The following is a 19,899-nucleotide window of genomic DNA, read 5'->3' as shown; positions in this document are numbered from 1 at the left end:
CTGCCATCGGGGGCAAGCCCCCTCCCACAGTTGGCGCTCACTTCGCGACGTTACAAATAAACCATGACCCGCAAAACCCCATCCACCTCGAAAATCGCCCGGATCCTCTTCGGCCTGCTGGCCTACGTCAGCCTGGGCATCGGGTTGGTGGCGATTGTCATACCGGGTTTGCCCACCACCGAATTCATCCTGCTGGCCGCCTGGGCCGCCACCAAAAGCTCGCCGCGTCTCAGCGCCTGGCTGGAAAACCATCGGCTGTTCGGGCCGATCCTGTCCAACTGGCGCAACGGCAAGATCATTGCCCGGCGGGCCAAGGTCAGCGCCACCGTGAGCATGCTGCTCTGCGCCACGCTGATGCTGGTGATGCTCGACCACGGCTGGCCGATCTACCTGGCGATTGCCGGGATGAGCCTGGGCAACCTGTGGATCTGGTCACGCCCCGAACGGCTCGCACAGCCCGTATAACGGCGCGTACAGGCGCTTACGCGCCGTTCATCGCCTGCCTCTCATGTATTGATTTATGACGCCGATGTTTCAGACATAGCGCTGAATGGACTTGGCTCTGGTGCTTGCATACCCATGAGTGCATTCGTGAGTGAACCTATGTTCAACACCCTCTCCATCCGCTTGAAAATTGTGTTGCTGTCCGGTCTTTGCCTGTTGGGGGTGATCGCGCTGGTCGTCAGCATCAATATCTACAACACCACCCAGAATGATCAGTTGGTCAGCGACTCAAGCTCGCGCATGCTCACTGCCAGCGTCGAACAACTGCTGCAAGCCAGGGCGGCCGAACAGGCGGTGCAGTTGCAGAAAACCTTCGGTGACAGCCTGGTGGCCTTGACCGCCCTCGCCGATCAGGTCAAAGACCTGCGCAACCTGGCAGCTCAGCGAGGGCTGGAGCCCGGCGCACTGCGCGAAGCACTCAACCAGAGCCTGAAAAGCGCCTTCGAACGCAACAACAAGGTACTGGGTATCTGGCTGTCATTCGAACCCAACGGCCTGGATGGCAAAGACAACGAATTCATCGACGACAAGGCCCGCGTCTCCAACGAGAAAGGCCGCTTCTCCAGCTATTGGAGCCGTGCAGGCGGTCAAGGCTTGAACACCATCATGGTCGAGGACGACCTGACCAAGACCAGCCTCAACCTCAGCGGTACGCCCTACAACATCTGGTACACCTGCCCACGTGATAGCCGTAGCATTTGTCTGCTGGACCCGTACGAGGACACCGTGGCCGGCAAACCCGTGCTGATGACCACCATTTCCCTGCCGCTGATCGTAGACGGTAAGGTCATCGGCGTGGTGGGCGTCGACATCGCCCTCACCGCCCTGCAAGCAACCACCGACGCTGCACAGAAGAACCTGTTCAACGGCGCAGCACACCTGGAGATTCTCTCCAGCAGCGGTTTGATTGCCGCCTACAGCGGCGAGCCGGCGAAGGTCGGCAAGAACCTGATCGACACCCTCGGCACCGAAGGCAAGGAAATCGTGCAATTGTTGGCGAGCGACAACCGCATGATCCGCGAACAGGACGGCACCATTCGCGCCGTGTACCCGGTCAAGCCGATTGCCGAGGCCAAATCCTGGGGCGTGGTGATCAAGCTGCCAAAAGCCGTGATGCTGGCCGATAACGTCAAACTGCAAGGCGTACTCGATGAAGCCCAGGCGGCCGGCACCCTCAAGGCACTGCTGGTGGCCGCTGCCGCCGGCCTGCTGGGCCTGCTGCTGATCTGGCTGACCGCCACCGGCGTGACCCGCCCGATCAACAGCGTGGCGGCCATGCTCAAGGACATCGCCAGCGGCGAAGGCGACCTCACCCAACGCCTGGCGTATGCAAAGAAAGATGAACTGGGCGAACTGGTGAACTGGTTCAACCGCTTCCTCGATAAGCTGCAACCGACCATCGCCCAGATCAAGCAGAGCATCACCGAAGCCCGGGGCACGGCGGACCAGTCTTCCGCCATCGCGCGCCAGACCAGTGAAGGCATGCAGGTGCAGTTCCGCGAAATCGACCAAGTGGCCACCGCGTCCAATGAAATGAGCGCCACCGCCCACGACGTCGCCAACAGCGCCTCGAATGCTGCCAACGCGGCACGCGGTGCCGATCAATCGGCACGCGAAGGCATGCAAATCATTGAACAGAGCACACGGGATATCACGACCCTGGCCGAGGAAGTCAGCAAGGCGGTGACGGAAGTCGAAGCCCTGGCGGTCAACAGCGAGCAGATCGGCTCAGTGCTGGAAGTGATCCGCAGCATTGCCGAGCAGACCAACCTGCTGGCCCTCAACGCCGCCATCGAAGCGGCACGCGCCGGGGAAAGTGGCCGTGGGTTTGCGGTGGTGGCCGACGAAGTGCGCAACCTGGCCAAGCGCACCCAGGATTCGGTGGAGGAAATCCGCCTGGTGATCGAACGCATCCAGAGCGGCACCCGTGGCGTGGTGGCCACCATGCATTCGAGCCAAAGCCAGGCCCAGAGCAATGCGGGGCAGATCCATCAAGCGGTGCAGGCCCTGGGCAAGATCAGCGATGCTGTCACCGTGATCAGCGACATGAACCTGCAGATCGCCAGCGCCGCCGAACAACAAAGCGCGGTGGCCGAAGAGGTCAACCGCAATGTCTCGGCGATCCGCACCGTGACCGAAACCCTGACCGGGCAGGCGACTGAGTCGGCGGCCATCAGCAGCCAACTCAATGCCTTGGCCAGCCAGCAGATGAAACTCATGGATCAGTTCAAGGTTTAAATAACACCAAAGGAGCAATGTGGGAGGGGGCTTGCTCCCGATTGCAGAGTATCAGTCTACTTATCTGTAGCTGACACACCGCTATCGGGGGCAAGCCCCCTCCCACATGGGGTCCACGAACGGCTAAAGACCCTGCCAGGCCTGGACGAACGCCGCCACATCTTCCTTAGCCGCCGTGCGCGGCGGGTTCTGCGGCGTACCCAAATAGAGGAAGCCAATCACTTCCTCATCCGCCGTCAGCCCCAGGCCTTTGGCGACGTGGGCCGAGTAGGACAGTTCGCCGGTGCGCCACACCGCACCAATGCCCTGGGCATACGCGGCCAGCAGGATGCCGTGCGCCGCGCAGGCGGCGGCCAGCCGTTGTTCGGACTTGGGCACCTTGAAGTGTTCCTGCAGACGGGCAATCACCACCACCACCAGCGGCGCACGCAGCGGGCCGTTCTGGGCCTTGTCGATGGCGGCTTGCGGTGCGTCCGCGTCTTGCAGGCGCGCAGCCTCGGCCAGCAGCGTGCCCATTTGCTCACGGGCAGCCCCTTCAACCGTCAGGAAACGCCAAGGGCGCAGCTGGCCGTGGTCGGGTGCACGCATGGCGGCGGCGAACAGCACGTCGCGCTGCTCCTGGGTCGGTGCCGGTTCCAGCAGGCGCGGCACGGAAACACGGTTGAGCAAAGCGTCGAGAGCCTGCATTGGCCACCTCCAGAAAAAAATGTGCGGTCATTCTAGCGGGAATGAATCGGATACCACCAAACGATAATTGCTCTTATTCATTGCGCCCCGCCCTGTTAGACTTTGCGCCCCTATTTTGCGCCTTCACTCAGGAAACCCGATGTTCCGTTCGCTTTTTCGCCTGTCCGCGGGGTTGCTGGCCTTGAGCCTGACTGCCTGCGATGACGCGCCCAGGTTTACCAAGGCCGAGCCGGGTGAATCACGGGCGGGCGGCGCTGCGACGGTGAACAAGCGCGACCAGAACGCGTTTTCCTTGCCCTCGGCGAACCTGTCGCCCACGCGGCGCCTGGACTTCAGCGTCGGCAACAGCTTCTTTCGCAGCCCGTGGGTGATCGCCCCGTCCACCACCACGGCGCGTGATGGCCTGGGCCCGTTGTTCAACACCAACGCCTGCCAGAACTGCCATATCAAGGACGGCCGTGGGCATCCGCCGTTGCCCGACGCACCCAATGCGGTGTCGATGCTGGTGCGCCTGTCGATTCCGGACGCTGCGCCCTATGCCACACTCATCGAACAGATCGGCGTAGTGCCCGAGCCGGTCTACGGCGGGCAACTGCAGGACATGGCGGTGCCGGGCGTAGTGCCCGAAGGCAAAGTGCGCATGGACTACACACCGGTCAACGTGACGTTCAAGGACGGCACCGTGGTCGAGTTACGCAAGCCGGACCTGCAAATCACCCAACTCGGCTACGGCCCGATGCATCCGGACACACGCTTCTCCGCCCGCATCGCCCCGCCGATGATCGGCCTGGGCCTGCTCGAAGCCATCAGCGATGCCGATATCCTGCGCAACACCGACCCGAAGACCGCCGACAAGGAAGCCATCGTCGGCCGCGCCAATTGGGTCTGGGACGACGCCCAGCAAAAAACCGTGCTCGGGCGTTTTGGCTGGAAAGCCGGGCAACCCAACCTCAATCAACAAAATGTTCACGCGTTCTCTGGTGATATGGGCCTCACGACTTCCCTGAGACCGTTCGATGACTGCACCGATGCCCAAGTCGCCTGCAAACAAGCCCCTAACGGCAATGGCCCCGACGGCGAGCCGGAGGTCAGCGACAATATCCTGCGTCTGGTGCTGTTCTACACCCGTAACCTGGCCGTACCGGCGCGCCGAGGCGTCAACACGCCACAGGTGCTGGCCGGTAAAAACCTGTTCTATCAAGCTGGCTGCCAAGGTTGCCACACGCCCGCGTTCACCACGGCCGCCAACGCCGCCGAACCTGAGCTGGCCAACCAAGTGATCCGCCCCTACAGCGACCTGCTGTTGCACGACATGGGACCGGGCCTCGCCGACAACCGCAGCGAATTCAAGGCCGGCGGCCACGACTGGCGCACGCCGCCGTTGTGGGGTATCGGCTTGACGCAAACCGTGAGTGGCCACACCCAGTTCCTGCATGACGGCCGCGCTCGCAACCTGCTGGAAGCCGTGCTGTGGCACGGCGGCGAAGCACAAGCGGCGCAGCAGCATGTGTTGTCTTTTAATGCCGAGCAGCGCGCTGCGTTGCTGGCGTTCCTGAATTCTTTATAAGCTTCGCCCCAATTACAGAAGGGAGCTCGACATGTTCCGTCCCAAGTTGTTGTTCACCAGCCTTGCCGCCCTCGCCCTCGGTGCCTGCTCGCCGCAAGACCCGCAAGCCGTGACCTCGGCGGCCATCGCCAAGCAAGTGATTCTGCCCACCTACAGCCGCTGGGTTGAAGCCGACCGCCAACTGGCCGTCAGCGCCCTGGCCTACTGCCAGGGTAAAGAGAGCCTGGACACCGCGCGTGCCGACTTCCTCCACGCACAAAAGGCCTGGGCCGAGCTGCAACCGCTGTTGATCGGCCCGCTGGCTGAAGGCAACCGTGCGTGGCAGGTGCAGTTCTGGCCGGACAAGAAAAACCTGGTCGGCCGCCAGGTCGAGCAACTGGTCGCCAGCCAGCCGCAGATCGACGGTGCCGCCCTGGCCAAGTCCAGCGTGGTGGTGCAAGGCCTGTCGGCCTACGAATACATCCTCTACGACGCCAAGACCGATATCGCCGACGACGCCCAAAAGGCCCGTTACTGCCCACTGCTGATGGCCATCGGTGATCGCCAGAAGGCGCTCGCCGAAGAGATCCTGGCCAGCTGGAACAGCACCGACGGCATGCTCGCGCAGATGACCAAGTTCCCGAACCAGCGCTACGCCGATTCCCACGAAGCCATTGCCGATCTGCTGCGCGTCCAAGTGACCGCACTGGACACCCTGAAGAAAAAGCTCGGCACGCCGATGGGCCGCCAGACCAAGGGTATCCCGCAGCCTTTCCAGGCCGATGCGTGGCGTAGCCAGTCGTCCCTGCAAAGCCTGCAAGCCAGCCTCGCGGCGGCCCAGACCGTGTGGGTCGGCGTCGACAACAAAGGCCTGCGCGGCCTGCTGCCGTCCGAGCAGAAACCGTTGGCTGACAAGATCGACGCCGCCTACGCCGCGTCCCTGAAACTGTTCGACAGCAACCCGCGCACCCTCAACGAGCTGCTGGCCGACGATGCCGGGCGCCAGCAGCTCAACGATATCTATGACAGCCTCAACGTCGTCCACCGCCTGCACGAAGGCGAATTGGCCAAGGCGCTGGGCATCCAACTGGGCTTCAATGCCAACGACGGTGACTGATGATGCTCAGGCGACAGGCTTTGGCCGTTGGCAGCGTGCTGCTCAGCGCACTCACGTTGGGTGGCTGGACGCTGTTCAAAAGTAAAGACAAGGGCCCGCTGCTGCTCTCGGCGCGGGATGATGCGGACGGCAAGCACTACGCCGTGGGCTATCGCCTGGACGGCAAGCCGGTGTTTGCCACCCAGGTCGGCCAGCGCTGCCACGACATCATCAACCACCCGACGTTGCCGATTGCGCTGTTTGTCGCCCGTCGCCCGGGCACCGAGAGTTACCTGATCGACCTGCGGGATGGCGCGTTGCTGCAAACCATCACCTCGAAGGCCAACCGGCACTTCTATGGCCACGCGGTCATTCACAAGAGCGGCGACTGGCTGTACGCCACCGAAAACGATACGTCCGACCCTGGCCGCGGCCTGCTCGGCGTGTACAGGTTCGAAGGCGAACGGCTGGTGCACACTGGCGAAATCTCCACCCACGGTATCGGTCCGCACCAGGTGTCGTGGATGCCCGACGGCGAAACCCTGGTGGTGGCCAACGGCGGCATTCGCACCGAAGCCGAAAGCCGCGTGGAGATGAACCTCAACGCCATGGAACCGAGCCTGGTGCTGATGCAGCGTGACGGTACGCTGATCAGCAAGGAAACCCTCGGCCAGCAGATGAACAGCGTGCGCCATATGGGGATCGCCAGCGACGGCACCATTCTCACCGGGCAGCAGTTCATGGGGCCGTCCCAGGAACGCTCCGAGTTGTTGGCGATCAAGCGTCCAGGGCAGCCCTTCGTGGCATTCCCGGTGGCCGATGAACAGCTGCAGGCCATGGGGCACTACACCGCCAGCGTTGCAGTGCACAGCGAGCTGCGCCTGGTGGCGTTGACCGCACCGCGTGGCAACCGCTTCTTCATCTGGGACATGGACAGCGGCGAACTGCGGCTTGATGGGCCGCTGCCCGACTGTGCCGGTGTCGGTGCCGTAGACGATGGGTTTGTCGTGACGTCGGGACAAGGGCGTTGCCGGTTCTACGACTGCCGCCAGAACCCACTGCTTGCAAAACCGTTGGAGCTGCCGGCGGGGCTCTGGGATAACCATCTGCATCTGATCTAACGCCGGGACTCTCTTCAGCGCCTTAGCGCCTGGGCTGACGCCCTGGCGCATGCCCCTCCCTCAGCAACACTCCGCATTTTTCCTACAACAAATATGAAAACACCTTTCATTTAGAGATCTGTATTCCTACAGAAACTCGCGAATTTACTGCTTATTGCCCCCGCCTTTCTCGTGAAAACTTCGGCGCTCAGCGTGTCGTCGGATGGTCCTGCCTGCGCGTCCTTCATGCAACACCTCACTCGCCTCACTATAAGGAACCAGCTATGCCGGGCCGTCGGATGCTTACCATGCTCAGTATCGTCCTGTTAGTCGTACTGATGCTTGCCAGCTACAAGGCGTTTTGGGTTTACCAACAGCTGCAGATCCTGCATGCGCCAAAGCCGCCCGTGAGCGTGGCGGTCTCCAACGCATTCGAAAAGCGCTGGCAGCGCCAGTTGCCGGCGGCTGGCACGTTCAAGGCATTGCAAGGTATCAATTTAAGTATCGAAGTCCCCGGCGTGGTCACCCAGCTGCACTTCGAGTCAGGGCAAAGGGTCGATGCGGGCCAACCGTTGCTGCAACTTGAGCACCAGACCGAACAGGCCGAGTTGGACATGGCACGGGCAGACCAACGTTTGGCCCGGCAGAATTTCGAACGCGGCAAGGAGCTGGTGACGATCAACGCCATTTCCCGAGGTGAGTACGATCGACTGAGTGCAGAGCTCACGCGGCACAATGCCCTCGTTGCGCAACGCAGCGAAGCACTGAAAAAGAAATCTATCGTCGCCCCTTTCAGCGGCATCATCGGTATTCGCCAAGTGGATCTGGGTGACTTCCTGCAAAGCGGTACGGTGATCGCCAGCCTGCAGGACACCAGCAGTCTTTACGTTGATTTCCATGTCCCTGAGCAAGCCGCCCAATTGATCACGATCGGCCAGTCGGTTCAGGTTGAAGTCTCCGCGCGCCCCGGTGTTTTCAGCCTCGCCAGCGTCAGCGCCATCAACCCGATCGTTGATGACAGCACGCGAAATGTATTGGTGCGGGCGACCCTGGCAGACCCGCCCAAAAATGTGCTGCCAGGCATGTTCGCTGACCTGCGGATACAGCTGGCCGACCCGCAATTGCACACGGTGGTTGCGGAAAGCGCGATCACGTTCAGCCCCTACGGCCAATACGTGTACGTTGTGGCCCCCCCCGATGACACCCAGGAGCATGGGCTGCAGGAAGACGGCACGCCCGTGCTGATCGCCGAGCGGCGCTTGATCCAAAGCAGCGAGCGACGCGATGGCCTTGTCGTGGTCGACAAGGGCCTGCACAAGGGTGAACAAGTCGTCACTGCCGGTCAGAACAAGCTGGTGCACGGTACGCCGGTGCATATCAGCATCGACAGGAATCAACCGGACGACCTGCCCCAGGCGACCTATCGGGAAAACGAAGAATGACGATCACCGACCTGTTCATTCGCCGCCCCGTACTTGCGCTGGTGGTGAGTCTGTTAATTGTGTTGCTGGGCTGGCAGGCGTACGGAAAACTGCCGTTGCGCCAATTCCCACAGATGGAAAGTGCGCTGATCACGGTGACCACGGTCTCTCCAGGCTCAAGTGCCGAGAGTGTTCAAAGCTACATCACCCAACCGTTGCAGAAGAGCCTGGCCAGCGCGCAAGGCATCGATTACATGAAGTCTTCCAGTCGCCAGAACATCTCGATCATCTCGATCTACGGGCGAGTCGGCGCCGACAGCGACCGCTTGTTCACGGAGCTACTGGCCAAGACCAATGAAGTCAGGAACCAGTTACCGCGCGAGATTGACGACCCGATACTGAGCAAGGTCGCGGCTGACAATACCGCGTTGATGTACCTGAGCTTTTCCAGCGAAATCATGAACAACGCCCAGATCACTGACTACCTGAGTCGTGTGATTCAACCTCGGCTGGTGACCCTGCCGGGCATGGCCGAAGCGCAGATCATCGGCAACCAGAGCTTTGCCATGCGCCTGTGGCTGGACCCTATAAAACTCGCTGGTTTTGGTTTGAGCGCCAGTGAGGTGACGCAGGCGATCAAGCGCTACAACGTGCAGCCCACCGCAGGTGATGTGACAGGTGAATATGTCGTCACCAGCATCCAGACCAACACCGAACTCCATTCGGTAGAGGGGTTTAATGCGATCCCCCTGAAAACCAAGGGCGACAGCCAGGTGCGCCTGGGTGACGTGGCACGCGTGGAATTGGGTTCACAGAACTACGACAGTTTCAGTACGTTCAATGGCATCCCTGCACTCTACATCAGCATCAAACCGGCCCCCGACGCCAACCCCCTGGAGTTGGCCAAGCACGTTCGCGAATTGCTGCCGCAGCTGCAATCGCAGATCCCACCTGGCCTGGACGTGGACATCGCCTACGACTCGACGCTGTACATCAACGCCTCTATCGACCAGGTGCTGTCCAGCCTGGTGGAGGCCATCGTGATCGTGGTGTTGGTGGTTTTTTTGTTCCTGGGTTCGCTGCGCTCAGCGGTAATTCCAGTCGTCACTATTCCGCTGTCACTGATTGGCACGCTGTTTTTCATGCAAGTGATGGGGTACTCCATCAACGTTCTGACCCTGCTGGCCATGGTTCTGGCGATCGGCCTGGTCGTCGATGACGCCATCGTGGTGATGGAAAACATTCACCGGCACATCGAAAGGGGTAAATCCCCTCTTGAAGCGGCTATCCGGGGTGCGAGAGAGATATGTGTGCCGGTGCTGTCCATGACCATCACACTGGCTGCGGTGTATACCCCTATCGGTTTCCTGCAAGGCCTTACGGGCGCCTTGTTCAAGGAGTTCGCCCTGACGCTCGCCGGTGCCGTGGTGATTTCCGGTATCGTCGCGCTGACCCTGTCACCGATGATGTGCGCGGTGTTGCTACGCCCCGAGGAACAGCCCAAGGGCCTGTTCCTGATCCTGGACCGCTTCTTTAATGCGTTGAGAAAAAGCTATCAGCAACGCCTGCATCAGATCATGAAAGCGCAGTCGGTGGTCTTGGTGTTTGCCCTGGTCGTACTCGGCCTGATTCCCGTAATGCTCATATTCACCCTTTCGGAACTGGCACCCGATGAGGACAAGGGCCTGATATTCATCCTTTCCAGTGCGCCGCAGCCGACCAACCTTGCCTACCTGAATACGTATACCCAGGCATTTATCGAGCCGTTCAAGACGCTGCCCGAATACCAGGCTTCGTTCCAGATCAACGGCCTGGACGGTGTTCATTCAGGTGTCGGTGGGTTTCTACTCAAACCCTGGAATGAGCGTGACCGCACACAGATGCAGGTACTCGCCCCCCTGCGCGAAAAATTGGACCGTATCCCCGGCCTGCAGGTCTTCGCGTTTAACCTGCCGTCCCTGCCAGGAGGGGGTGAGGGCCTGCCCTTCGGCTTCGTGCTCAGTTCCCAGCAAGACTATGAGTCGATGATGAGCGTGGCCGAACGTATCAAGCAACGTGCAATAGACTCAGGAAAATTTGCCTACGTGGATATCGACCTGGCGTTCGACCGCCCCGAAGTGGTGATCGACATCGACCGGACCAAAGCCGCGCAAATGGGGGTATCCATGGAAGAGCTGAGCCTGACCCTGGCGACCCTGCTGGCTGAAACGGAAATCAACCGATTCAGCATTGATGGCCACCTCTACAAGGTGATTGCCCAGGTCGAGCGCACCTACCGAGACAATCCGCAATGGCTGAGCCACTACGCAGTCAAAAACGCCGACGGTCAATTGCTTCCCCTTTCGACATTAATCAAAGTATCCAGCCAACAGGTGCGACCACGGCAGTTGAATCAGTTCCAACAGCTCAATTCAGTCATCGTTTCAGGGTTTCCGATTGTCGGCATGAGTCATGCGCTCGAAACCCTGCAAGCAATCGCCCAAGAAGAGGCGCCACCGGGCTACACCTTCGATTACAGCAATGCTACCCGCCAGTTTGTTCAGGAGGGGAACGCGCTGTGGGGCACCTTCGGTCTGGCGCTGGCGATCATCGGCCTGGTATTGGCCGCACAGTTCGAAAGCCTGCGCGATTCCTTGGTGATACTGGTGACGGTGCCACTGTCGATAGCCGGGGCGTTGATCGCGCTGTTCCTGGGCTGGTCCACCCTGAACATCTATACGCAAATCGGTTTGGTCACGTTAATAGGCCTGATCAGTAAGCACGGTATCCTCATCGTCGAATTTGCTAACCAACTGCGCAAGGAACAGGGCCTTTCACCGCGTGCCGCCGTCGAGGAGGCAGCAGCAATTCGTCTGCGACCTATTCTGATGACCACCCTGGCAACCGTGCTGGGGGTGATCCCGCTGATTTTGTCCAGCGGCGCAGGCGCCGTCAGCCGATTTGATATTGGCCTGGTGATCGCCACCGGCATGTCGATCGGGACATTATTTACCTTGTTCGTCCTGCCATCGGTGTACGCGGCATTGACCAAAGCCGACCCTGCGGCTCGAACGGTTGGCAGCACATCCTCGCACTGATTCACTGGAAAGGGCTGACAGCCCTTTCTCACCTTTTATAACTGACAATCGGTGAGTTCCAGCCTGCCACCGACGGTAAAACTTACCCGCTGGAATACCTCCGACACTCGGAGTATGTTCCGGATGTGCCTGTCTTCGTCTGCCCCAGTTTTTCCAAGGAACCGGAATATGCTGCGCCGTCGCCTGCTGATCATGTTGGGTGTTGTCCTGTTAATTGTCCTGCTGCTGGCGGGCTATAAAGCCTTTTCCATCTATCAGCAAATCCAGGTCTTCTCCAAACCCAAGCCACCCGTGAGTGTGGCCGTCGCCACGGCGACCGAGCAGCCCTGGCAACTACGCCTGCCCTCGGTGGGTACGCTCAAAGCCTTGCAAGGGGTCAACCTGAGCCTGGAGGTTGCCGGCACAGTCAAGGACGTGCAGTTCGCGTCCGGGCAGAAGGTCAAGGCCGGGCAGCCGCTGGTGCAACTCGACAGCGCAGTGGAAAGCGCCCTGCTGGAAACCGCCCAGGCCGACCTCGGCCTGGCCCAGCTGGACTACGGTCGCGGCAGCCAACTGGTCGGCAGCCAAGCCATCTCCAAAGGCGAGTTCGACCGCCTCTCCGCGCAACTGCAAAAGAACAAGGCCACGGTCAATCAGCTCAAGGCGTCGTTGGCGAAAAAGCACATCGTCGCGCCATTCAGCGGCACCATCGGCATTCGCCAAGTGGACGTAGGCGACTACCTGGCCAGCGGCACGGTGATCGCCACCTTGCAGGACATCAGCAGCCTCTACGTCGACTTCTATATCCCCGAGCACTCCGTGCCCAAAGTCGCCCTTGGGCAGGCCGTGCAGGTCGCCGTCTCGGCTTACCCGGGCGAACCATTCCCCGGCAGCGTCAGTGCGATCAACCCCAAGGTCGAGAACAGCACGCGCAATGTGCTGGTGCGCGCCACCCTGGCCAACCCGGAGGGCAAGCTGCTGCCCGGCATGTTCACCAGCCTGGACGTGCTGCTGCCCAATCCCGCCGCGCAGATCGTGGTGCCGGAAAGCGCGATTACCTACACCCTCTACGGCAACTCGGTGTACGCCGTGGCCGAGAAAAAAACCGAGGGCGGCGAGGTGGAAAAGGATGCCGATGGCAAGCCGCTGCTGATCGCCGAACGGCGGTTCGTCGAGACCGGTGAGCGGCGCGGCGGCCTGGTGCTGGTGAGCAAGGGCCTGAAAGCCGGCGAGCAGGTGGTCAGCGCCGGCCAGCTGAAGCTGGACAACGGCACGCCCATTGCCATCAGCCCGGACAAAAACCTGCCGGCAGGGCACTGAGCCATGAAGTTCACCGACGTCTTTATTCGCCGGCCGGTGCTGGCCATGGTGGTCAGCCTGCTGATCGTGCTGCTGGGTTTCCAGGCTTACAGCAAGCTGCCGCTGCGCCAGTATCCAAGCATGGAGAACGCCCTGATCACGGTGACCACCGCCTACCCCGGTGCGAACGCCGAGACCATCCAGGGCTATATCACCCAACCCCTGCAACAAAGCCTGGCCAGCGCCGAAGGCATCGACTACATGACCTCGGTGAGTCGCCAGAACTTCTCGGTGATCTCGATCTACGCGCGCATCGGCGCCAACAGCGATCGCCTGTTTACCGAATTGCTGGCCAAGGCCAACGAGGTCAAGAACAAGCTGCCCCAGGATGCCGAGGACCCGGTGCTGAGCAAAGAAGCCGCCGACGCCTCGGCGCTGATGTACATCAGCTTCTCCAGCGGGCAACTGAGCAATCCGCAGATCACCGACTACCTGTCTCGGGTGATCCAGCCCAAGCTCGCCACCCTGCCCGGCATGGCCGAAGCGGAGATCCTCGGCAACCAGGTATTCGCCATGCGCATCTGGCTCGACCCGGTGAAACTCGCTGGTTTCGGCCTCAGCGCCAGCGACATCACCGACGCCGTGCGCCGCTACAACTTCCTGTCCGCCGCCGGCGAGGTGAAGGGCGAGTTCGTGGTCACCAGTATCAACGCCAACACCGACCTCAAGTCCGCCGACGCATTTGGCGCGATCACGGTGAAAACCGCCGGCGACAGCCGTGTGCTGCTGCGGGACGTGGCCCGGGTGGAAATGGGCGCGGAAAACTACAACGCCATCAGCTCATTTGGCGGCACGCCGTCGGTGTACATCGGTATCAAGGCCACGCCCAGCGCCAACCCGTTGGATGTGATCAAGGAAGTGCGCAAGATCATGCCGGAGCTGGAATCCCAGCTGCCGCCCACCCTCAAGGCCGAAATTGCCTATGACGCCACGCTGTTTATCCAGGCGTCCATCAACGAAGTCGTCAAGACGCTGTTTGAAGCGGTACTGATCGTGATTGTGGTGGTGTTCCTGTTCCTCGGTGCCCTGCGGTCGGTGGTGATCCCGGTCATCACGATCCCGCTGTCGATGATCGGCGTGCTGTTTTTCATGCAGTTGATGGGCTATTCGATCAACCTGCTGACCCTGCTGGCGATGGTCCTGGCCATCGGCCTGGTGGTGGACGATGCCATCGTGGTGGTGGAAAACATCCACCGGCATATCGAAGACGGCAAGACGCCTCTGGATGCAGCGCTGGAAGGCGCACGGGAAATCGCGCTGCCGGTGGTGTCGATGACCGTCACCCTGGCGGCGGTGTATGCGCCGATTGGTTTTCTCGAAGGGCTCACGGGTGCGCTGTTCAAGGAATTCGCCCTCACCCTCGCCGGTGCAGTGATCATTTCCGGCATCGTCGCCCTGACGCTGTCGCCGATGATGTGCGCGCTGTTGTTGCGTCACGATGAAAACCCTTCGGGCCTGGCTCACCGCCTCGACCGGATCTTCGACAGCCTCAAGCGCCGCTACCAGAGCATGCTGCACGGCACGTTGAACACACGGCCGGTGGTGATCGTGTTTGCGTTGATCGTGCTGTGCCTGATCCCGGTGTTCCTCAAGTTCACCCAGTCGCAACTGGCGCCTGACGAAGACCAAGGCATCATCTTCATGATGGCCAGCGCGCCGCAGCCGACTAACCTGGACTACCTCAACACCTACACAGACGAGTTCATCAAAATCTTCAAGGAGTTCCCGGAGTACTACTCGTCGTTCCAGATCAACGGCTTCAACGGTGTGCAATCGGGCATCGGCGGTTTTCTGCTCAAGCCGTGGAACGAGCGCGACCGCACCCAGATGCAAATCCTGCCCGAGGTACAAAAGCGCCTCGAGCAGATTCCCGGCCTGCAAGTGTTCGGCTTCAACCTGCCCTCTTTGCCGGGCACGGGCGAAGGCTTGCCGTTCGGCTTTGTGATCAACACGGCCAACGACTATGAGTCGTTGCTCGATGTGGCCAACCGAGTGAAAAAGCGCGCGATGGCGTCGGGCAAGTTTGCCTTTGTCGATATCGATCTGGCATTCGACAAACCCGAAGTGGTGGTGGATATCGACCGTGCCAAGGCGGCGCAGATGGGCGTGTCGATGCAGGACCTCGGCGGCACCCTGGCGACGTTGCTCGCGGAGGCGGAAATCAACCGGTTCACCCTGGATGGACGCAGCTACAAAGTGATTGCCCAGGTCGAGCGTGCCTACCGCGACAACCCCGACTGGCTGAACAACTACTACGTGAAAAACGCCCAGGGCGAGTTGCTGCCACTCTCGACCCTGATCACGTTGACGGACCGCGCCCGCCCCCGGCAGCTGAACCAGTTCCAGCAACTCAACTCGGCGCTGATCTCGGGTTTTCCCATCGTCAGCATGGGCGAGGCCATCGACACCGTGCGCCAGATCGCCCTTGAAGAAACCCCGCCCGGCTATGCGTTCGACTACAGCGGCGCGTCCCGGCAATTTATCCAGGAAGGCACGGCGCTGTGGGTCACCTTTGGCCTGGCCCTGGCGATTATCTTCCTGGTGCTGGCGGCGCAGTTCGAGAGTTTCCGTGACCCGTTGGTGATTCTGGTGACGGTACCGTTGTCGATCTGCGGGGCGCTGATTCCGCTGTTCCTGGGTTGGTCAAGCATGAACATCTACACCCAGGTCGGTTTGGTGACGCTGATCGGTTTGATCAGTAAGCACGGGATCCTGATCGTGGAGTTCGCCAACCAACTGCGCAAAGACAAGGGCCTGACGCCACGCCAGGCGGTGGAAGAAGCCGCAGCGATTCGCTTGCGACCGGTGTTGATGACCACCGCGGCGATGGTGTTCGGCATGGTGCCGCTGATTTTCGCCACGGGTGCGGGCGCGGTCAGCCGGTTTGATATCGGTATGGTGATTGCGACAGGGATGTCGATCGGCACGCTGTTTACATTGTTTGTGCTGCCTTGCGTGTATACCTTGCTGGCCAAACCGGATAAGGCCTGACCTGCAGGCAAAAAAAAGGGCCTCGCATCGCAAGGCCCTTTTTCGGGGGTTTGAATCGTTTCAACTCTGCGGCCTCATCCCTTGAGACATTCCAAACATGAACAGCAACAACTCATGATCAGGCTTGACCGCCACACTGGTCTTGGCGACGCGCGGCAACAGGCATTGCCCGCCACCCTGCGTCGCACTGAGCACCTGTGTGCGGGGCTGTTCCCACGCCGCCAGCGCCAAGGCTGCAACGCCCAGCGCCCCGACCAGGAACAAACCTCGTGCTATTTCTAGCTTCATCTGGTTAAACCCTTGATAGCGCTGCCAAACGCCGTCTCATAAAAATAGCTGAGTTTCTTCCAGTCGGTATCGTTCCACGACGAATGGCGGCGCAATTGCAGCATGTCATGGGAGGCCGCCCGATAAGCGGTCAAACGCTGGCGGCATTTCTCGAAATCCAGCAGCGCCACTTCCACGTTGGCCGAGTCACCTTCGCCCGTCACCCGCACGAAAATATGCTTGATGTACAGGCAGCCATGCTGCCAACGGCCCTTGTGCATACGCGCCAGGGTGCCGGCCAATTCCTTGAGCAGACGCTCGTGAACCAACTCGCCGTACTGTTCGCGGCCACCGGCGGCGTACCAGTTTTCGATTTCGTCGAAACCGTCGAGAGAGGCGGTGACCAACAACGCCTTCCATTGGTGCTCGGGGTCGCGGCGCGCCTCGCAAAACACCATCTCCGGCACTCGCACATCCAAAAGGCGCAGGCCCTTGATGGCATCGCGCTCGCGCAACACCGTGGGGCGGCCGAACGGGTGCAACCAGCTGCGGTAGATATGCCCAGTCTGGCGTTTGCTGTAGAGCAAGCGTCCATTGGGGCCCATGACCCGTTGCACGCCACTTTCACCGCCACGCCGACGGTTAGGCTCCTCGACCCACTCGCCCTGCTGGCGCCAGAAATAATCGAATCGCTCTTCGGGAGCTACGTGACTGCCCGCTACGCACTCAACTGCCATCCTGTTACCTCTTGCGCAATACATAGACTCGCCACATGGCGTAGAGCGGTATGAAGTCCAGGGACTCCTGGACACGGAAACCCGCTTCCTCAAATTCTGCTTCAACAGTAGCAGCCGGTAACACAAACCGGTTTTGGTAACCTTCCTGCTCACCCTTGTTGCGACGTTTTACTTCGGCGCGCTTGCGTTTCCAGGCCTTGAAATTGCCATCCACCCACAGCGAAATGATGACGCTGTCGCGGGTAACACGCTGAAATTCCCGCAGTATCGCTAGCCTGTGCGCCGGATCACCAATATGGTGCATCAAGCGCATGCAGAAGATGCTGTCGACCGAGTTATCTGGCAAATCGATATCAAAGGCAGATGTCTGCAAGGGGCGTACCCGTTTCACCACGTCCGCCGGTTGGGCGATTGTGGCGACCTTCAACATCGACGCTGAATTGTCGGCACCGATAATCACACGGTTGGGCTTTTCAGCCAGCAACGGCCAGAACCGCCCGGCCCCGCATGGCAGGTCCAGCACCAGCCCAGGCTCACCGGCCATGGCCAGCGCACCGCGCGCTAATTGCTCGTCGCGTTTGTGGGACAGCCGGCGAGCCAGATTGTCCTGATGCTTGAGCAAATAATTCTGCGCGTGCTCGTCGTCGTACTTTTCGGAAAATTCGAGTTTGATCGGGGTAGACATCACTGATCTCCAGTTACTGATGCCTACAACCTTAAGCAGAGAACTGTGATCAACAGGTCAACCAGTTGTGAAAAACTTGTCCTGTCCAATCCCATACATTTCAAGACTTTACAGACACAAGCAATGGCATGGGGCCATCTTCGCCGAATAGCGGGGATCTCTGGCAGGATTGCGGCAGGGGGTAGAGTCAGGCGTTGACCTGACTCAATTGCACATGAAAGCGGCAGCCGTTGGGCTCCATGGTGCTGAGGCTGACGCTCCAGCCCTGGTTTTCGCAGATCCGCTGGACCAGCGACAAGCCCAAGCCCAAGCCTTCACCGCGTTTCTCGTTGCCGCGCACGAAGGGCTCGAACATCGCTTCGCGCTTGTCTTCCGGAATGCCCACTCCGGAGTCTTCCACCACAAAACCGCTCGGCTCCAACGTGAGGCGGATAAAGCCGTGTTCGGTGTAGTGCAAGGCGTTGCGTAACAGGTTGCCCATTACCGCATGCAGGAAGGTGGTGTTGTAGCGCGTGTCCAGGGGGTTACCCGGCTGGTAGATCAGTTCCAGGCCTTTACGCTCGATTTGTTCACGCCAGATGCCGAGTAAGTCATCGGCGACCTGCGGCAACGTCACCTGTGGCGACATCGACGCATTGTCGTGTTCGGCGCGGGCAAGCATCAGGAAGGTTTGCACCAGCTCACGCATTTCTTCACACGCCCGGGCGATACGCTGTACCTGGTTACGCCCACGCTGATCGATGGCCGGGTTTTCCAGCAACAGTTCGCAGGAGCTGGCCAATACCATCAACGGCGTGCGCAATTCGTGGCTTACATCGCTGGTAAACATCTGCTCGCGGGACAGCGCCTGACGCAGCCTTCCCAGCGTGGCATCAAAGGCCACGGCCAGCTCACCCACTTCATCCGCCGCGTAGTCCGGCGCCAGGGGCGGTGCCAGGCCCAGCAACTGGTCACGGTGACGTACCTGGCGGGCCAGACGCACGACCGGTGCCATCACTTTGCGCGCCAGCACCCAACCCAGGAACACCGCCAGGGCCAAGCTGAGGACGAAGCCCACCAGCACGACCGCAAACAGCACCCGCTCGCGTTCTTCGAAATCGCTTTGATCCTGCAGCAGCACGTAGCGCCTGCCGTCAATGACTTCGACCATGGCGTGGTACGACAGCGTCTCGCGGAATACTTCATGGAACCCGGGCTCAAGGTGCCGCAAATCCTTGGGCAACTCAAAGTCGCCAGGCCCACCACTGAAGTAAAACAGTTGGTCCGGCTCGGGCCGGTGCCGCCAGTCCTCGACCGTGTCCATCAGCAGCAGACGCTGCAAGTCACCGCCCAGGCCCGCCGAGATCAACTTTTCTTCGACCAAGTGCACAGTCGCCACGATACCCATGGCAAAGGCGCCCGCCACCAACGCACTCATCAAGGCAAAGGCGATGATGATCCGTTGGGAAAGGCTTTGCTTAAACTCCATCACGACCCTCGGCCAGGCGATAACCCACGCCGTGCACCGTTTGCAGCAACGGTTTGGCGAACGGCTTATCGATCACTTGGCGCAATTGATGAACGTGGCTGCGCAGGCTGTCGCTGTCCGGGCAGTCATCGCCCCACAGGGCTTCTTCGAGAATTTCGCGGCGCAGCACGTGCGGGCTCTTCTGCATCAGGACCGCCAGCAGTTTCAGGCCGACCGGGTTGAGCTTGAGCAGGCGCCCTTCGCGGGTGACTTCCAGGGTGTCGAGGTCGTAGCTCAGGTCACCCACCTGCAGGGCGCGGCGACCGCCGCCCTGGGCACGGCGCAGCACGGCTTCGATACGCGCGGCCAGTTCCGACAGGGCAAACGGCTTGAGCAGGTAGTCATCGGCACCGGACTTGAAGCCCTGCAGCCGGTCGTCGAGTTGGTCGCGGGCGGTGAGCATGATCACCGGCGTGTCACGGCGGGCGTCTTCACGCAGGCGCTTGCACAGGGTGTAGCCGTCGATGCCGGGCAGCATGATGTCGAGCACGATCAGGTCGTAATGCTCGGTGGCGGCCAGGTGCAGGCCTGACAAACCGTCCTGCGCACAGTCCACGGTATAGCCCTTCAAACCCAGGTAATCCGCCAGGTTGGCGAGGATATCGCGGTTGTCTTCAACCAATAAAATTCGCATGGGCAGTGTCTCCGTACGCGGTAACGGCCGTGTTGGCTCGCGCAGCTTAAGGCCAAGTGGGGCTCAGGGAT

General features: G+C 60.6%; 15 protein-coding genes and 1 pseudogene. 10 read left to right on the top strand and 6 right to left on the bottom strand.

What is annotated here, in order from left to right; translation table 11 throughout:
- Positions 1-63 precede the first annotated feature (63 nt).
- The 3 genes and pseudogenes from K7431_RS17710 (at position 64) to K7431_RS31175 (ending at position 2,742) form a co-directional block, all read left to right on the top strand.
- A complete protein-coding gene (locus K7431_RS17710) occupies positions 64-465 on the top strand; it encodes a YbaN family protein (RefSeq protein WP_015885663.1) in 402 nt (133 codons plus the stop codon).
- Positions 466-579: 114 nt separating this feature from the next.
- Positions 580-1,884: pseudogene (locus K7431_RS31180) on the top strand (PDC sensor domain-containing protein); the annotation flags it as partial.
- A gap of 102 nt (positions 1,885-1,986) precedes the next feature.
- On the top strand, positions 1,987-2,742 hold the full coding sequence (locus tag K7431_RS31175) for a methyl-accepting chemotaxis protein (RefSeq protein WP_370636118.1): 756 nt from the start codon (positions 1,987-1,989) through the stop codon (positions 2,740-2,742).
- Between the two features lie 123 nt (positions 2,743-2,865).
- Here the strand turns inward: K7431_RS31175 and K7431_RS17700 are convergent, their stop codons facing one another.
- Positions 2,866-3,429, bottom strand: coding sequence for an NAD(P)H nitroreductase (locus K7431_RS17700; protein ID WP_015885665.1), 564 nt, complete (start codon positions 3,427-3,429; stop codon positions 2,866-2,868).
- Positions 3,430-3,568: 139 nt separating this feature from the next.
- On the opposite strand from K7431_RS17700, the gene K7431_RS17695 reads away from it, so the two are divergent.
- The 7 genes from K7431_RS17695 to K7431_RS17665 all read left to right on the top strand — a co-directional run bounded on the left by K7431_RS17695 (position 3,569) and on the right by K7431_RS17665 (position 15,998).
- Positions 3,569-4,996 carry a di-heme oxidoreductase family protein gene (locus K7431_RS17695; protein WP_015885666.1) on the top strand — a complete coding sequence of 476 codons (1,428 nt, stop codon included), beginning with the start codon at positions 3,569-3,571 and terminating at the stop codon, positions 4,994-4,996.
- Positions 4,997-5,027: 31 nt separating this feature from the next.
- On the top strand, positions 5,028-6,092 hold the full coding sequence (locus K7431_RS17690) for an imelysin family protein (RefSeq protein WP_015885667.1): 1,065 nt from the start codon (positions 5,028-5,030) through the stop codon (positions 6,090-6,092).
- Positions 6,093-6,094: 2 nt separating this feature from the next.
- Positions 6,095-7,192, top strand: coding sequence for a DUF1513 domain-containing protein (locus K7431_RS17685; protein WP_015885668.1), 1,098 nt, complete (start codon positions 6,095-6,097; stop codon positions 7,190-7,192).
- A gap of 263 nt (positions 7,193-7,455) precedes the next feature.
- Positions 7,456-8,613: an efflux RND transporter periplasmic adaptor subunit gene (locus K7431_RS17680; protein ID WP_015885669.1), complete on the top strand. Its 1,158-nt coding sequence runs from the start codon at positions 7,456-7,458 to the stop codon at positions 8,611-8,613.
- Positions 8,610-11,669 carry a multidrug efflux RND transporter permease subunit gene (locus K7431_RS17675; RefSeq protein WP_015885670.1) on the top strand — a complete coding sequence of 1,020 codons (3,060 nt, stop codon included), beginning with the start codon at positions 8,610-8,612 and terminating at the stop codon, positions 11,667-11,669. Before K7431_RS17680 ends, K7431_RS17675 begins: the two co-directional genes overlap by 4 nt.
- Before the next feature lie 168 nt (positions 11,670-11,837).
- Complete coding sequence (locus K7431_RS17670; protein ID WP_043205832.1) at positions 11,838-12,968, top strand: efflux RND transporter periplasmic adaptor subunit; 1,131 nt, start codon at positions 11,838-11,840, stop codon at positions 12,966-12,968.
- A 3-nt stretch (positions 12,969-12,971) separates the two neighbouring features.
- A complete protein-coding gene (locus K7431_RS17665) occupies positions 12,972-15,998 on the top strand; it encodes a multidrug efflux RND transporter permease subunit (protein WP_015885672.1) in 3,027 nt (1,008 codons plus the stop codon).
- A 60-nt stretch (positions 15,999-16,058) separates the two neighbouring features.
- Here the strand turns inward: K7431_RS17665 and K7431_RS17660 are convergent, their stop codons facing one another.
- The 5 genes from K7431_RS17660 to colR all read right to left on the bottom strand — a co-directional run bounded on the left by K7431_RS17660 (position 16,059) and on the right by colR (position 19,828).
- Entirely contained in the window at positions 16,059-16,286 is a 228-nt protein-coding gene (locus K7431_RS17660; RefSeq protein WP_015885673.1) for a hypothetical protein, read from the bottom strand.
- A complete protein-coding gene (locus tag K7431_RS17655) occupies positions 16,283-17,002 on the bottom strand; it encodes a lipopolysaccharide kinase InaA family protein (RefSeq protein ID WP_015885674.1) in 720 nt (239 codons plus the stop codon). The genes K7431_RS17660 and K7431_RS17655 overlap by 4 nt, the downstream gene beginning before the upstream one ends.
- A 4-nt stretch (positions 17,003-17,006) precedes the next feature.
- Positions 17,007-17,687: a class I SAM-dependent methyltransferase gene (locus K7431_RS17650; protein ID WP_043205833.1), complete on the bottom strand. Its 681-nt coding sequence runs from the start codon at positions 17,685-17,687 to the stop codon at positions 17,007-17,009.
- Between the two features lie 187 nt (positions 17,688-17,874).
- A complete protein-coding gene (locus tag K7431_RS17645) occupies positions 17,875-19,155 on the bottom strand; it encodes a sensor histidine kinase (protein ID WP_015885676.1) in 1,281 nt (426 codons plus the stop codon).
- Positions 19,145-19,828, bottom strand: coding sequence for a two-component system response regulator ColR (colR, locus tag K7431_RS17640; RefSeq protein WP_003175870.1), 684 nt, complete (start codon positions 19,826-19,828; stop codon positions 19,145-19,147). The genes K7431_RS17645 and colR overlap by 11 nt, the downstream gene beginning before the upstream one ends.
- Positions 19,829-19,899 lie beyond the last annotated feature (71 nt).

The organism is Pseudomonas fluorescens group sp., from assembly GCF_020093335.1.
In the GTDB taxonomy this organism is placed as follows: domain Bacteria; phylum Pseudomonadota; class Gammaproteobacteria; order Pseudomonadales; family Pseudomonadaceae; genus Aquipseudomonas; species Aquipseudomonas petroselini.
The sequence above is the reverse complement of the archived record's forward strand: the minus strand, read 5'-3'. Positions and strand labels throughout refer to the sequence as shown.